Annotated in this window: 13 protein-coding genes; 2 read left to right on the top strand and 11 right to left on the bottom strand. The window is 54.1% G+C overall.

Features of this window, described 5'->3' with window-relative positions:
• Window positions 1–61 precede the first annotated feature (61 nt).
• The 9 genes from EHT87_RS13235 to EHT87_RS13275 all read right to left on the bottom strand — a co-directional run bounded on the left by EHT87_RS13235 (window position 62) and on the right by EHT87_RS13275 (window position 13,015).
• Window positions 62–1,384: an enolase C-terminal domain-like protein gene (locus tag EHT87_RS13235; RefSeq protein ID WP_124907086.1), complete on the bottom strand. Its 1,323-nt coding sequence runs from the start codon at window positions 1,382–1,384 to the stop codon at window positions 62–64.
• Window positions 1,385–1,411: 27 nt separating this feature from the next.
• Window positions 1,412–2,530 (bottom strand): mannonate dehydratase, encoded by a 1,119-nt coding sequence (locus EHT87_RS13240; RefSeq protein ID WP_124907087.1) that lies wholly within the window; start codon window positions 2,528–2,530, stop codon window positions 1,412–1,414.
• Between the two features lie 33 nt (window positions 2,531–2,563).
• A complete protein-coding gene (locus EHT87_RS13245) occupies window positions 2,564–3,442 on the bottom strand; it encodes a 2-hydroxy-3-oxopropionate reductase (protein ID WP_124907088.1) in 879 nt (292 codons plus the stop codon).
• A gap of 114 nt (window positions 3,443–3,556) precedes the next feature.
• Window positions 3,557–5,002 carry a GntP family permease gene (locus tag EHT87_RS13250; RefSeq protein WP_124907089.1) on the bottom strand — a complete coding sequence of 482 codons (1,446 nt, stop codon included), beginning with the start codon at window positions 5,000–5,002 and terminating at the stop codon, window positions 3,557–3,559.
• Window positions 5,003–5,113: 111 nt separating this feature from the next.
• Entirely contained in the window at window positions 5,114–5,902 is a 789-nt protein-coding gene (locus tag EHT87_RS13255; RefSeq protein WP_124907090.1) for an HpcH/HpaI aldolase family protein, read from the bottom strand.
• A gap of 28 nt (window positions 5,903–5,930) precedes the next feature.
• Window positions 5,931–7,448 carry a SusD/RagB family nutrient-binding outer membrane lipoprotein gene (locus EHT87_RS13260; protein ID WP_124907091.1) on the bottom strand — a complete coding sequence of 506 codons (1,518 nt, stop codon included), beginning with the start codon at window positions 7,446–7,448 and terminating at the stop codon, window positions 5,931–5,933.
• A 116-nt stretch (window positions 7,449–7,564) separates the two neighbouring features.
• On the bottom strand, window positions 7,565–11,071 hold the full coding sequence (locus tag EHT87_RS13265; RefSeq protein ID WP_124907092.1) for a SusC/RagA family TonB-linked outer membrane protein: 3,507 nt from the start codon (window positions 11,069–11,071) through the stop codon (window positions 7,565–7,567).
• A 126-nt stretch (window positions 11,072–11,197) separates the two neighbouring features.
• Window positions 11,198–12,301, bottom strand: a complete 1,104-nt coding sequence (locus tag EHT87_RS13270) for a FecR family protein (RefSeq protein ID WP_124907093.1) — start codon at window positions 12,299–12,301, stop codon at window positions 11,198–11,200.
• Between the two features lie 87 nt (window positions 12,302–12,388).
• Complete coding sequence (locus EHT87_RS13275) at window positions 12,389–13,015, bottom strand: RNA polymerase sigma factor (protein WP_124907094.1); 627 nt, start codon at window positions 13,013–13,015, stop codon at window positions 12,389–12,391.
• Window positions 13,016–13,338: 323 nt separating this feature from the next.
• On the opposite strand from EHT87_RS13275, the gene fbp reads away from it, so the two are divergent.
• Both fbp and EHT87_RS13285 read left to right on the top strand, forming a co-directional pair.
• The gene (gene fbp, locus EHT87_RS13280; RefSeq protein ID WP_124907095.1) at window positions 13,339–14,337 is read left to right on the top strand and encodes a class 1 fructose-bisphosphatase; all 999 of its coding nucleotides are present in this window, start codon (window positions 13,339–13,341) and stop codon (window positions 14,335–14,337) included.
• A gap of 162 nt (window positions 14,338–14,499) precedes the next feature.
• A complete protein-coding gene (locus EHT87_RS13285) occupies window positions 14,500–14,847 on the top strand; it encodes a hypothetical protein (RefSeq protein WP_124907096.1) in 348 nt (115 codons plus the stop codon).
• A 97-nt stretch (window positions 14,848–14,944) separates the two neighbouring features.
• Here EHT87_RS13285 and EHT87_RS13290 read toward each other — a convergent pair whose 3' ends face one another.
• Together EHT87_RS13290 and EHT87_RS13295 are read right to left on the bottom strand one after the other, a co-directional pair.
• The gene (locus EHT87_RS13290) at window positions 14,945–15,283 is read right to left on the bottom strand and encodes a hypothetical protein (RefSeq protein WP_124907097.1); all 339 of its coding nucleotides are present in this window, start codon (window positions 15,281–15,283) and stop codon (window positions 14,945–14,947) included.
• Between the two features lie 143 nt (window positions 15,284–15,426).
• Window positions 15,427–15,756, bottom strand: coding sequence for a hypothetical protein (locus tag EHT87_RS13295; protein ID WP_124907098.1), 330 nt, complete (start codon window positions 15,754–15,756; stop codon window positions 15,427–15,429).
• Between the last annotated feature and the right edge of the window lie 22 nt (window positions 15,757–15,778).

A 15,778-nucleotide genomic window follows, 5' to 3' on the forward strand; every position in this document is an offset into this window, starting at 1 on the left:
TTAATTGCCTAACGGACGGTATTTATCTTACAAAGACACCAGCGTTTTTTTCCTCCTCACGTTACCAGCGGACGGCCTGAAATTTCCAGCCGGGTTGCTTTTTCTGCATTTCCGGTTCATCGTCCCGCTTTTTCAAGCCGCATTCCCGGTAATTCTGGTGCAGTCTGGCCAACGCGTCCCGATCCAGTTCAACGCCCAGGCCGGGTTCCTGCGGCACCAGAACCGCTCCTTCTTCGAATTGAAACCGCCCGGCGGTAATGACCTCATCCGATTGCCACGGATAGTGCGTATCCAGGGCGTACGGAACCTGCGGCAAAGCCGCGCCGAGGTGAACCATGGCCGCCAGCGAAATGCCCAGATGGCTGTTGGAATGCATGGACAAACCACGGCCGAACGTTTCGCAGATACCGGAGAGCGTCATGGAGGCCCGCAAACCGCCCCAGAAATGGTGATCGCTCAGGATAATATCCTCCGAGCCGATGGCAATGCTGTTGGGAATATCTTCGAACGAGGTGGTACACATGTTCGTGGCGAGTGGCGTTTTGAGGGCTTTCCGAACCTGCGCCATTGCAGCCTGTCCGCGAACCGGGTCTTCGAGGTATTCCAGAATCGGCTCCATTTCGCGACCATACTGAATGGCGGTTTCCACTTTCCAGAGCGCATTCGGGTCAATCCGCAGCGGCACATCCGGCCCAAACGCTTCGTACAACGCAAACATGGCGTCGACCTCCTGCCGGGGTTCGAAAACACCGCCTTTGAGCTTGATCGACTGAAAGCCAAACTCGGCACACATGGCTTTGGCCTGCGCCACAATTTCAGCCGGATTCAGGGCGCTGGCTTGCCGGGCCGCGGCCCAGCCTACGGCGTTCGGATCGGTATCGAACGCCAGTTTGCCACCCGCCCCTTCGTATTTATAAAACAGATAGGCCGCAAACGGCACCCGATCGCGCCGTTTGCCCCCCAGAATATCGACCACCGGGCGACCCATTACTTTTCCGATGATGTCCAGACACGCCACTTCGATGGCGCTGAAAATATGCACCATTTTCCGCTGATCCCAGGGCGCATCGCCCCGCTGGGCCGCCGTATCCTTCCCGAAATGATCGACCAGAACCTGCCGGATTTCATTCAGCTGAAAAACGTCGCGTCCGATCAGCAACGGTTTCGACGCTTCCAGGGCGGCATCGATGTCGCTGTTGCCCGGAATCTCACTGATGCCCGAAATGCCGTCGTCCGTCACCAGCTCGACGATCGTGCGCAGGGCATACGGTGCGTGCAAACCGGCCGCGTTCAACAAAGGCGGATCGACAATGGCAATCGGCGTTATCGTAATTTCTCTGATTCGGGGACCGGCTTTGTACGAAAAATGGGTCGCTAACGTCATGCTAAAATGCGTGGTTCGGTTCAAATACTAACTCTTCACTTCATCAGAAACCGCCTGAAGCAGCCCCTTGATGTATCCATAGGCGAACGAAAAGGCTTGCGGGGTGCTGGCCGGATCATGGTGGTGCGGCACGTGGTCGGGCATCACCATCCCGGAAAAACCAACATCGCGCAAGGCCCGAACGACGTGCAGGAAATTCATGTCGCCATTGTCCGGATACACTTCCTGAAAATTGTTCCAGCCGCCTTTGATGTTCCGCAAATGAACGTTAAAAATCTGGTTTCGCTCGCCCACCCACTTAATAATCGGCATAATCTCGTTTTTGGGATCCTTCAATCCTTCGGCAATGGAACCGATGCAAAAGTTAAACCCGTGGTATTCAGAATCGTACAATTTCGCAAACCGCTGAATGCCCTTGAACACATCCGGGCTGTTCCAGCGGGTAATGCCCCGGTAGCCAACCGGCGTCGGTGGATCGGCGATGTGGTTGGCCAGCTTCACTTTATACTCTTTGGCCACCGGCAGAATCCGGTCCAGCAGGTACGTAATGCGCTCGAACATCTGGTCGATCGACACATCACCCGCAATGGTTTTCGGGTGATTCTGCTTGAGCGCTTCCTCATAATTCCAGACGCTGTAGTCGGCATTCCCGCGTTTGGGATCGGTATACCGCCCGGTGCGCAAAACCGGCAGAATCGTGGTGTTGTAATTGAGCACTTTGATCCCGGTTTTTCCGGCCACCTGAATCATCTGCTGGAGAATTTCGATTTCGCGGTCCCGCTCCGGACTTTTCCCCAGCATGATGTTCGGGTAGTCCACTTTGTCGATTCCGGCAGACGTCAACGGGTAATGATACGCATCGAGGCTGATGCCGTATTTCTCACAGGCTTCCCGCTTCTTCATCGAATCGTCGAGGTCCCAGCCTTTGCCCGGTATGGTTTTGGGCGACCCACCATCCAGGTTAAAGACGCCGTGACGGGCCTTGAACTCCAGGTTTTCGACGGTCGTTCCGCCCGACTGGCAGCCGACTTTCATGAGTACTTTTTTGGGCGCAGCCTTGATTTCGGCCCGGGCCTGTTCGGTGCCAAAAGCAGCCGCTCCCACGGAGCTGGCGGCCATGACTCTGATAAAGCTTTTCCGTTTCATGTTGGTAAGGGATCTAGGTTTTCTTTATGATGATCAGGATTGCAAATCCTGACGAGCTTCCAATTCTAAAAGGATCGCGCTGTGGTCGAGTTCGCCATTTCCGGCATCGACGGCGGCTTTCATCTGGTCGGCCACCAAAGCCGTCGCCTTTAGCGGCACCGAAAATTCCGCGCCCGATTGCAACGCAATGCCCAGGTCTTTTTTATGCAGTTTGATCTTGAAACCGGGGGCAAAATTTCGCTCGATCATCCGTTTGCCGTGCAGGTCGAGAATGCGGCTCTGGGCAAAACCGCCCAGCAATACCTCACGCATTTTCTCCAGATCGACCCCGGCCTTTTTCGCCAGCGTAAACGCTTCTGCCACCGCCTGAATGGTGATGCCGACAATCATCTGGTTGCAGGCTTTGGTCGTTTGCCCCGCGCCCGGTTCGCCGATCCGAACGATGTTTTTACCCATCGCCTGAAAAACCGGTAGTGCACGCTGGAAGGCCGCTTCGCTCCCACCCACCATGATCGACAGCGAAGCCGAAACCGCGCCCACCTGACCACCGGATACCGGCGCATCCAACGCTTCCACCCCTTTTTCCTGCATCAAACGGTGAATATTTCGGGCGGTCGCGGGCGCGATGGTCGACATATCAATGAACAAAGCGGCCAGCTGAATGCCTTCCAGAACGCCATCCGGACCGGAAACGACCTGTTCGACATCGGGCGAATCCGGCAGCATGGTGATGACGATGTCGGCATTTTGCCCGATTGCCTTGCTGGTCGGAAAGGTCTGTGCTCCCGCTTCAACCAGCTCTGCGGACGCCCCACTTGTTTCCAGAATCGACACGGAATACCCGGCTTTGATCAAATTCAACGCCATAGGTTTTCCCATAATTCCGAGTCCAATGAATCCTATTTTTTCCATAAGTAAACGGTTTTCGGTATACGGTTTTCAGTTTACAGTAGCTGACGCGTTGGGTTGACACGTCCGTATTCGTGCGTCAGCCAACCGAATCCCGTAAACTGAAACCGTATACCGCTAAATTAACGGGAACAACTGCGCGCCGATCATGATGATTACCAGTCCGGTTAGCCCCATGACCACGAGCAGGGGCGAAATCGTTTTCAGGGCTTCCTGCTCGGTTAGATTGCTCAGTTTGCAAATGATCCAGAAACCGGCGTCGTTCATCCACGGCACGAGTTTGGAACCGCAGCCGATGGCCAGGCCCAGGTATACCGGATGAAATTCCAGGTTGGCATTGGTGGCCATACCCGAGAGGATTCCCGACGCCGTGATCAGTGCCACGGTGGCGGAACCCTGCGCGGTTCGGACCACGGCGGCAATCAGAAACGCGAGCGGAATCAGCGCCATCTGGTATTCTTTGGTCATGTCGGCAATCCGTGTGCTGATGCCGGTTTGCTGCAACATGCCCCCAAAAGCGCCCCCCGCTGCGGTGATCAGAATAATACCGCCCCCGCTCATCAGAGCCGCCTGCACGAAGGGCGTCAGACCTTCCTTCCGGTCTTTCTTCTGACTGGCCAAAACCAGCAAGGCGGCCACACCACCGGTCACAATGGCGATGTTCTTATCCCCAAAAAACTTGACCAGACTCAGAAAACTATTCAGGGAAGCCGACTGCGTAAAGGGCTGACCCGGTGTTGCCATCGCGGTCAAGGCCGTATCGGCACAGATAAAAACGAGCGGAATCAGAACCGGCAACAGCGAAATCCCCAAACCCGGCAGGTGACTATCTTCCTTGGCGGCAATCAGCTTGATGTCTTCCAGTTTGGCATCCAGCGAGTCGCGCAACGGAATCGGCCATTTTCGATTGGCCCAGAGCGCAAAAAAATAGCCGGAGGTGATCGTAAAAAGTCCGACAATGGTCCCGGCAATCATCATCAGCCCGATGGGAATGTGCATTTCGCCGACCAGAAACAACGGCCCCGGCGCGGGCGGAACCAGCGAGTTCGCCATGGCCGCTCCCGCCATGATACACAAAACCAGCAGGAGGTAATTTTTCCCGATCCGCAGGGTCATGGCTTTGGCTAAAGGCATCATCAGGAAAATAACCGTATCGAAAAAAACCGGGATTCCCAGAAAGAAACTACTGACTAAAAAGGCGATGGGTGCTTTGCCAATGCCCGTCAGCCGCAGCATGGAGCGGATGATGCGTTCGGCGGCACCGCTTTCGAGCATGCATTTGCCGATGATGGCGGCCATGGCGATCAGGATGCCGATTTTGCCGCAGGTGGCTCCAAACTCCGTGGCAATCCGCTCGCCGATGCTCTTTTTGGACAGGGCCAGCGCAGCTGCGGGCGCCGTTCCTTTCGCCAGGGCGAACTGCTCGATGGCCGCAGCGGGTGTCATCAGGGCGACAATAAAGGCTCCGAGTAACAGCGCCAGAAAGGGATGGAGTTTTAGTCCGATAATACCACCCACTACGATAAAGACACCGACGGCCAGGATTAAAAGAGGATCAGACATTAGTACGGTTTAAGGGTTAAGAGGGTTGTTTCGCGGAGGTGAGCGGAGAAAAAGGAGTTTAGCAGAGTAAAAAGAAGTAAAAAAGACTCTGCTAAACTCCTTTTTCTCCGCTCACCTCCGCGAAATAGTTTTTTCAGTCGCCCGGAACGCATCCAGCTTTTTCGCCAGGTTGCGCGCACCGTCGGCCACGAAGGTTCCGTCGGCTCCGCAGGCAATCATGCGGATGCCCAGGTCGTGGTATAGTTTGTAATCGTCGGGATTGAAAAAAAGAATACCGGTGGCTTTTCCGGCTTTCTGAGCCGCGTTGACGGTTTCGCGCAGGGCTTCCTTGAACCGCGGATGATCGAACTGCCCGAAAATGCCGAGTTCCATCGACAGGTCGGCGGGACCGATGAAGAGCACATCGACGCCATCGATAGCCGCCACTTCGTCCAGGTGATTCAGCACTTCGACGGTTTCGATCTGCACCACACCGAGAATGGTTTCCTGAGCTTCGGCATAATACTGCGGAAAGTTCACGGCAAACCCGGTGGCCCGCACCATTTTGGCAACACCCCGACCGCCGTGGGGCGGATAATGCAAGCCGTGCACGACCTTGCGGGCTTCCTCGGGATTATGCACTTTCGGGCACATAATGCCTTCGGCACCCATGTCCAGCACGCGGTGAATCCGCTGACTTTCAGAACTTTCGACCCGAACAATAGCCCCGGCAGCGGTATATTCCAGCGCCTGTAACTGATGCAGGACGTCTTTTTCCGAACCGGCCCCGTGTTCGAGGTCGATCAGCACCCAGTCGAAACCGGCCTGGCCGACAATTTCCGCCGTGAGCGAACTGCCCAGATTCAACCAACACCCGTTTAGTGTATCGCCTTGTTTGAGTCGTTTTTTCAGATTTTTCATTTTGGGGAAAGGCGAAAAAGGAGCGGTTTTACTTCTTGTCCCACCAGATGCGGGTATCGAGCAGGTTGGCTCCCTGACGGCTAATGGCCTGCTGCACATTGGTTTTGTTCACATTCAATTCCGCATCCGTGTAGGTGAGCCGGCGAATGAAGCCCTCCGTTTTCAGATCGCTGCCGGGATACGGGTTCGGGGTCAATACCGGAAAACCGCTCCGGCGGAAATTGGCCCAGGCTTCCGGCCCAATCAGAAACGACGCCACCCAATATTGCGTGTTGATTTGCTCCAGTTCCTTGCCAGCGGCCAGCGGATTGGCATCGATATAGGTCGAAATGGCGCTTTCGGCCACGGCGGTGCTGGCACCGTACCCGGCCAGTTGCTGCATGTGCGCCCGAATCCCGTTGGCGTAGAACGTGGCGGCATTGCCCGTCGTCCATTTCCGAACAGCCGCTTCGGCCAGCAGAAGCTGGGTTTGGGCGTAGGTCACCAGAAAGCTGGGGGCGGTCAGGGCGGCCATGCGGGTTTTGTCGAGCTGGCTGTAATCCCATAAACTGGCTAATTTACTGGCCGTTACGGCTTTGCTGATGGTGGTATTGTCGTAGCCCTGCGGAGCACCGATCTGAACCGCCGGTGTGCGGTTGGCCCGCGATTCGACCTGCTGCGCCCCGCTGGTTGCCCCCACATACCGGACAGCAATGGACGCCAGACGCGGGTCGTTGGTCTTTTGCAGGAAGCTCACAAACTCTTCATCCAGGTAAAAGAAAGCCGATTGCCCGCCGTTCAACTGGCTGCCGACCGGGTTGGTAAAACTGGCGGTGTGCCGGATAATCGCGTTGTCGGCATTGGATTGCATCACCCCGCCGGCCACCGCTTTGGCCACGTATTCAGCGGCTTTGGTCGGGTTCACCTTCGAAAGCCGCATGGCCGCCCGCAGCAGAATCGAATAGCCCAGCCGCTTCCACTTGACGACGTCGCCGTCGTACAGCACATCGCTGGCCACTTTGGCTTTTGTCGCATCCAGCCCCGCCGATGCCGCATCGAGTTCGGTCAGAATATCGGTATAAACCGACTCCTGCGTGTCGTAAACCGGTTTTACAATGCCTTCCAGGTAGCTCTTTCCGGCCTGCGTGTAGGGAATGTCGCCGTACGTGTCCGTCAAAATCATGAACGAATACGCTTTCCAGATTCGCGTCATATTGTAGAGGTTGGAGCGGGCGGGATTGTCCTTCGTCTGGGCAATCACATCGGTCAGTTCCCGAATGATGTTGCCGTAGTAGGTCGTCCAGTTGCCGGACGAAACGCCCCGGTTGTCCTGGTTAAAATTAGCCGCCGATCCCTGTCCGCTGAAGGGTGTGATCATCTGTTTGACGATGGTGGTTTCGTAGCTCAGATTGCCGTAGCCGGGCGCACTGGCGACGATGGCGGTATTGAGCTGAAAAGCGGGTTCCACCGCCGTCAGGGCAATCGGGTTGATGTTCATCTCATCAAATCCCTTGTCGCAGGAACTGAAGAGAATAGTCAGAAAGAAAGCTATAGGTATCTTTTTCATCTTTAGAAGAGTGTTTCGTTTCGCGGAGTTGAGCAGAGGAGAACAGAGTTAAGCGGAGTTATTTTTTCTCTGTTCAACTCTGATTTACTCCGCTTAACTCTGCGAAATAACTTTTACTAAAACTTGACATTCAGGTTAAAGCCAATGCTTCTCGTAATCGGCAAACCGGTGGCTTCGAGACCGACGAGGTTATCAGACGGAAAACCAAACTGCTCGGGGTGAATATTCGGCACCCATTTTTTGATAACCGCCACGTTGTTCGCCACCGCATTGAGCCGAAGTCCTTTGATAAATTTGACATTCGCCGGCAGGAATTTGGTAAAATCGTAGCCAAGCGTGATCTGCCGCAACTGCCACAAACCGGCGTTGTAGACAAACTCTTCGGCGATGTTCTGCGAACGCACGGTTTCGTAAAAAGCCTGTACGCCCGACTGCGTTTTGTTGACTTCGCCGTTTGGGTTGACGCCCTCGCCAATCACGTAATTCTGCTCTCTCCCTACCAGCGTCGCTTTGTGCAACCCGTGCCGCCAGGCGTTGTGGTTGGTGCCGGAAATCATCTTGTGGCCCAGCTTGAAGTCGATCAGGAACGACAGGTTGATGCCTTTGTAGCTGAAGCTGTTGGTAATACCGCCCACCCACTTGGGCAGGGCACTGCCAAAACTGATCTGCGTGGGGGTCCGCAGCGGGCGACCGTTCCCGGCGTCGAAAACCTGCCGACCCTGCGCATCCCGCAGGTAACCGAACCCGAAAAGCTGGCCCATCGGTAAACCGACTACCTGCCGGAGTTCGCCCGTAAAATCACCGGTTCCGACGGTAATCATGTTGTCGCTCACGCTCGAACCCAGGTCAAGCACTTTCGTTACGTTGTAAGCGGCATTGAACGTGGTATTCCAGTTAAAATTAGTGCGTTTGACCGGCGTGATGGTCACCAGCATTTCCAGCCCTTTGTTGCTGCTTTTGCCTACGTTGATCAACTGGGTCTGGTAGCCGCCCGCGTCGGAGGTTTGGGCCCGCAAAATCTGATCCGACGACAATTTGTCGTAATACGTCAAATCCAGCCCCAGGTTGTTATTGAACAGCTTCAATTCCAGCCCGAACTCTTTTTCGGAAACCCGCATGGGCCGCAAATTGGCGTTCGGCACGGTGGTTCCGCTGATGCTGGCCAGGGGCTGCGCGGCTCCGCTCGGCGACGGAAACTGCTGGGAATTAATGCCGTAAAAAAGGTTGTTGGCGTAGGGCGAAACGTCGGTATCGCTGCCCACTTCCGCGTAGGCCGCCCGGATTTTCCCGAAGGTCAGCCAGGTGGGCAACGAACTGGCGAAGGCCTGTGAAAATACAAAACTGGCGGTGATGGATGGATAGGCAATGCTCCGGTTGGCGGGCGACAGGGTTGAAAACCAGTCGTTTCGGACGGTTCCGTTCAGGAACAAAAAGTCCTTAAACGACACTTCCGCCGAAGCATAGAGTGAATTGACCTGCCGTTCCGACAAGTCGTAAATGGCGTCGCGTTGCCGTCCGTTGCCAATCGTATAGAGCCCGCGCGTGTAAAAATCCTGCACAAAAACGTTGTGCCGGCTGATTTTCCGGTACATCTGGTTGCCGCCCAGGTTCACGTTTACCCCGAAAACGCCGAACGTTTTGTTGGCATTCAGCAGAAAATCGGCGTTCAGTTCGCGAACGTGACGGACATCCTGCACATACTGCCCGTTGACAAAACCGGCGGGGGCTGCGGGTTGCCGCTGCGTTCCGGTGGGCAGGTTGTATTCCTGTTCACGGGCGTAAAAATCCTGCCCGATCCGGGCTTGCAAAAACAGCCAGCTGGTGAAATTGTAGCGGGCCGTCAGGTTTCCAAAAACCCGGTCGGTGCTGATGTTCTCGAAGCGTTTCAGGGCGAAATACGGATTCGTCCGGTTCGTAAACCGCGACCACACGGTTTCGTTGCCGTTGGCATCCGTCGCGTATTTTTCCAGAATATCCAGCGGCATCGAATTGGCCATGCTGAAGATAATTACCGGACTATAATCCTGCTCGGCGATGTTGGGTGGATTCTTCCGAAGCTCTTTGGAGTAGTTGATATTACCGGACACCGTCAGCTTTTTCGCCAGCGTTTGCGTAAAGCCCAGATTGACGGTTTTACGGTTGTAATTCGAGCCGCGCAGAATGGTGGTATTATCCAGATTGGAAAGCGACAGGCTAAAACCGCCATTTTCGTTCCCCGACGACAGCGTTAGCGTGTTCGTCCAGGTGTGGCCTTTGCGGTAAAAATCGGTGATCTGGTGCCGCTGCGGTTCGTACGGAACGGTCACATTGTCGAACAGAACCTGGGTCATGCCGGGTTGAAATTTTTCGCCAAAACTCCACTGCCCCGAGGTTGGAAAAGGCGTTGTCGGACGAACCCCGTTTTCGCCCTGGCCGTATTCATACTGGTAATCTGTATAATCCAGGGGTGTATCGGAGGTGAAATTGGAGTTATATTCCAGGCCAATCCCGTTGCCGGTTCCGCGGGTTTTGGTGGTGATCATGATGACGCCGTCTTTGGCGCGCGACCCGTACAAAGCCGAGGCTGCGGCTCCTTTCAAAACCGTCATGGTTTCAATATTGTCCGGGTTGATGCTGCTCAAACCGTCCCCGCTGTCGGACGTCCGGTTGCTGCCCCGGTCAGACACATCACCCCGCGCGCCGTAGTTGGTGTTGTCGATCGGCACCCCGTTGACGACGATCAACGGCGAGTTGTTGCCGCCAAACGACGACTGCCCGCGAATCCGGATTTTGCTGGTTCCGGCCGGGCCCGAGCCCAGCGATGTGATGTTGACGCCCGCCATTTTGCCCTGCAACGCATTCATGAAGTTGGCCGTCCGGTTGATCGTCATCTCGTCCGACCCCACCGTGGCGGTTGCATAACCGAGGCTTTTGGTCTGCTTCTTGATACCCAACGCGGTGACTACCACCTCGTTCAGCGCCTTGCTTTCGGGAGCCAGCGAAACCTGGATGGTCGTCTGATTTCCAACCGCCAGTTCCTTGCTTTGGTAACCCACATAACTAAAGACCAATATCGTCGAGCTGCCACTGCCGTCCGGCACATCCAGCTGAAACGCGCCACTGGCGTTGGTGGTTGTGCCCTTCTGGGAGCCTTTGATCACGACGCTCACGCCCGGCAAACCCACGCTATTTTCGTCGGTCACCTTGCCCGAAAGCAGTCGTTTGGGAGCCAGTGTTTCGGCTTTTTCAATGAGATCGACAAAACCCGTTTCGTAGCCGGGTGACGTACTGGCCGACAGAACCACCTTCCGGCCCACCAGCTCGTAGTTGACCGGCAGCGGTTTGAAATACTTGACCAGCACTTCTTCCAGCGTCGAATTCGTGGCCTGAATGCTGATTTTCTGCCGTTTCTCGATCACCTGCGAGCTGTACACAAACTGCACATCCGTGGCTTTTTCAATATCCGCCAACACCCTCTTTATATCCTGGTTATCAGCGTGTAACGTCAGGCGTCGGCTCAGGTATTCCTGAGCGTTACTCGGGTGAGCGAACGACACGCCCACCAGCGATACCATAACCAAACTTTGTGTTAATGAAAACCGCATAAGCTTCAACCAGAGTTGTCCGGCAAGGTGTTTTTTCATAGTTTTGTTAAGGTTGACTAGTTCTGTTTTCGGAACGCTTTTCCCTGAGCGGTTACTTTGGCGAGCGACACTCAGTGAATAGACCGGTTGGCAGTGGCGTTGTCACTGCCAATTATTTTTCAGGATTTATCGGTATCCCTTTCGGCTGATGACGATTTGACCATCGGTGATTTCGTAGCTCGCCGACGATGCCTTGCAGAGCAAATCCAGCTTTTCGTAGAGCGACTCACTCGACAGAATGGCGGTAATTTTACTGGTTTCGAAGGTTTGCTCGTCGAACTGGATCGGAATGCCGTAGCTCTTTTCCAGCTCCCGCAAAATCACCGGCAGCGGAACTTCATCATAGACAAATGGAATTTCCTGGCTTCGTTTTTCGATCAGCAGCGGTTTCGCCACGAGCGTCTTGGTCAGATTTCCATCGCTTTTTTCGAAAATAGCCGCCTGGTTTGCGTTCAGGATCAGCCCGTTGACTTCTTTACTGTCGGGAACCCGCTCCGGTTTTTTCTTGTACACCGACACTTTTCCCGACAGCACCTGCACCGTCATGTTCTGATCCCGATCGAAGGCTTTCACGACGAAGCGCGTACCGAGCACCTGCGTGATCATTTCGCCGGTATACACCATAAACGGCTGACGTTGCCGCCTGACCGAAAAACTACCTTCGCCCTGCAAATACACGACGCGGGAGTTTCCGGGAAACTGCGACGGATACCGAAGGCGGCTTTGGGGACTCAGCAACACCTCCGAACTGTCGCTGAGCACGACCCGCAGCAGTTGTTGCGTATCGTTGCTCGTTTCCACCAACTGGCCCGTTGCAATATCAGACAAACGAGCAACCCGCTGAAGCGGTTTTTTATCGAGCAAATACCAGCCAAACCCCATCACAATCCCGAAAACCGCGGCAACTGCCAGCACCCAGCGCACGACATTACCAGTCCATTTTCCGTCTTGATCACCCTCCGGAACAGCATGACGGTCTGGTATATACGCACCAGCTTTTTCGATAAATCCTTCCGTTTCTTTCCGGATTTCAGCTTCCGTTAACCGCTCGGGAGCGACACTCGCAGCCCGGATAAACTGCTCGGCCTGACGGAAGGCGTCCTGTTTTTCGGGATAATTTTTCAAAAAAGACCGCCAGAAGCCGTCCCGTTTGCCGCGCCCCCGCACCCAGTCCTGAAAATCATCGTCCTGAATAAAATCCTCCACGGTATAGGTTTCGTAGTTCTTCATAGTTGTGTCGGTATTCGGTTTTGGTTTACGCCGGGCGTCGCTACGCCGGGCCGTCGCTGCGGTTGGCTGACGCGTTCGATTCGGTCGCTAGCATGCGTCAGCGACCGAATACCGTAAACAGAAAACCGTAAACTGAATAAAGAACCCAATGCATTTCACGGTCCAGTTCTTCCGCAGACTGATCAGCGATTTCTGGAGCAGATTATAGACCGACTGGCGACCCAGCTGCATGACGTCCGCGATTTGTTCGAAGCTCAGATTCTGGTAAAACCGCAGGTAAATCAGTTCTTTCTGGCGTTCGGGCAAATGATTGATGACCCGCTCCAGCTTGCGAACCTGATACACTTCGTTTTCTTCTTCGATCAACCGCACATCCGCCGAAAATTCGACCGAAAAAGCGTATTCCTCCGAAAGCGTGGATTGGTGGGTCGTGTGTTTTTTGGAAAGCTCGCGCAGGATGCGGGTTTTGAGAACGACGAGCAGGTAGGCCCGGACATTTTCGACCGCATTGACCGACTCCTGCCGCTTCCACAGATTGAGAAACAGCTCCTGAATGCAGTCCTTTACAAATTCGGGGTCGGCATGCAGCCGCATTCCCCAGTGAAAAAGGTCGGCATAGTAACTCTGCATGATTTTAGCGAGAGCATACATGTCGCCCGACCGGTATTCCTGCCAAAGTTGTTGTGCTTCTTCCGAAGGTAGCCGTCTGCTCATAGTTTCCGGTGCTATACCTGCAAGAGTCCGTTTTAATGAAATCTTAACCTATATTTTGAGATTATTTTTGTAAAAAATTAGAAAATACCGATAGAATTGCTGATAAACCGGCCAGCGCAATCAGGAAACGGGTAGGCCGTTTCCGCTAAAAAGAACCAAACCGATTCCCGCCGGGTCAGGACTGGTCCCCGGTGATGCATGACGGTGCATGACGAAATTAAAAATCCGGCTCATTTTCTTTAGTCATTCCTGCACGGACGGACCGTTGGGGCTCAGCGTTCACCAGTCATTCAGAACCGCCCGGACGGTTCATTCTAAAAAGCATGAATTCACGATCATCCCATCACCTGGCTTTGCCGGTCGGCACAACGCTCGACCGCTACATCATGAACCGCCAGCATGCCTTTGCGTATGCGACGGGCGAGTTGTCACAATTGCTGCGCGACATTGCCCTGGCCGGAAAAATCATCCACCGGGAAGTAAACCGGGCGGGACTGATCGACCTGACGGGCGGCATGGGCGTGCAGAATGTGCAGGGCGAAAGCCAGCAGAAACTGGATGTGATTGCGGATATCCGGTTCAATCGGGCCCTGAAAAACGGCGGGGAAGTTTGCGCCATCATTTCCGAGGAAGAAGAAGAAATTATTCTGACCGGGAATAATCACGCTAAATATGTGGTGGCCATCGATCCGCTGGACGGTTCGTCCAACATCGATGTCAATGTGTCGATCGGCACGATTTTTTCCATTTACCGGCGCGTGACGCCTATCGGCAGCGAACCCACGATCGAGGATTTCCTGCAGGGTGGTCACGAGCAGGTCGCGGCTGGCTATATTTTATACGGTTCGTCGACGATTCTGGTGTATACGACCGGCCACACGGTCGACGGTTTTACGTACGACGCTTCGCTGGGCGAGTTTATCCTGTCGCACCCTGACATTAAAAGTCCGCCGGACGGGACGATTTATTCGTGCAACGATGGCAACACGGATTTATACGATGAGCCGGTCAAAGCGTATCTGGCCGATTGCCGCAGGAAACACTACACCGCCCGTTATGTGGGTTCATTAGTAGCTGATTTTCACCGCAATCTCCTAAAAGGCGGTATTTACCTGTATCCGCCAACGCCTAAAAATCCGGATGGTAAACTCCGTCTGCTGTATGAATGTTATCCGCTGGCGTTCATTGCCGAACGGGCTGGTTGTAAGGCGGTTACTCAATCGGGTTCGGTGCTGGACATTCCGGCGCACAGTTTGCATCAGCGGACGCCTATTTACATGGGAGCGCCAGCGATGGTTAAAAATCTCCTGAGTTTATTTTAGTGACCCGTAACCGGTCAGGTCGGTCTTTGTCTCTTTTCTTTTAACCCGATCCGAAAAAATTCACGAAAACATAATCGTCCGTACCCGCCTGAATCCGCGGATTTGGGGGAACTTCGGCCCGTACTATTCGAACGGGAGACGTCTCCCTCAACTTACAATTCTATGGCTACTTCCGATTTTTCTGCTTTGCCAACGGCCGACGAGCTAGCCTCCCGGCTGGACGATTTCCGGGCCACCATCAAGGACGCCATTGTGCAGGTGGTGACGGGGTTGGGAGAAGAAGCCGATGCCTCCGATTTCGATTTGCGGTTTCTCCCCCTGACTCTGACCGAATCCGATCTGGAGATCACGTCGCTCACCCTGAACGACGACGACAGCGATCCGCTAACGCTCAGTTTCAGTGATGACAGCGACGTTGAACTGGACGAGCTTTCGACCGACGATCTGGTCAGTCTGTATCAGGTCGTGCGGGATTCGGCAGCTGCGACAAGGGATGAATACGACGATTAAGCCCATTCCTTATTCCCCAAAATCTTCATACACAATAGGATACAAGTTTACAGACCCCGGCCCATGTCGGGGTTTTGTATAGTAGAAAAACCGGATGCTAAAGCGCGCCGGTAATGTAAAAACTGTGCGATTTTAGGATCAAAGTCGTTTCGCGGAAGTGTTCTTCGAATAAATCCTGGAGTTCATGCACATACTGAATATACCGGCGCGACTTGATGCAGAGCCAGCAGTTCATACCGGCGACCAACCGGGCGTTTTCAAAATTCCACGCATTCGCGGACTTATCCGGCTGGAATCCAAAAGCGATCAGCCAGGGCTTGGTTAATTTGATTGGTTGGGGCGTGTTCGGGTCAAGTTCCTTGAGGTGTTTTTCTGTCAACAAAACCGGTTCTTTCTGAACGACGTAATACCGGTTGGGCTTCAGTGTGGTCATCATTGTGCAGGTGGTTTTTACCACTCTACGTATATTGGTAACATAATATTGCTTCAGGAGGTGAATTGAGGGAGAACTTTTAGTTACCGGGCTTTAAGATTCTAGTCGTAACTAGATCCACTGATCGTTAACCGGCAGGGGCCCGTTTAGAAAGTTCCTGCTAGTCGCTGCCACGAAACCGCTTTCAGCCGACCACCTGGAAGCGTTTCGACCCAGTCTAAGACGGTTAGCATCAGGAAATAAGCATACTCTCCTGAAATGCGATTGCGGAGCCCCAGGTGATGGTTAGTCAGTGAATTCCGATGCTTTGACGTGGAGCGGGCGGGGAGTGACCGAATGAGGTTGACTTCGACCAAAAAACCGGGTAGCCCGCTGGTGGTTGATTCAGGGCCAAATGGCTCAAAAAGCGGATTGCAAATCTCGGCCAGCATCGTTTGCACGTTCCAACTCTTGACCAGCGGCTCAAAAAAAAGCAACTTTTTTTAAAAACCACTAAGG

The organism is Larkinella knui (assembly GCF_003858645.1).
Classification (GTDB): domain Bacteria; phylum Bacteroidota; class Bacteroidia; order Cytophagales; family Spirosomataceae; genus Larkinella; species Larkinella knui.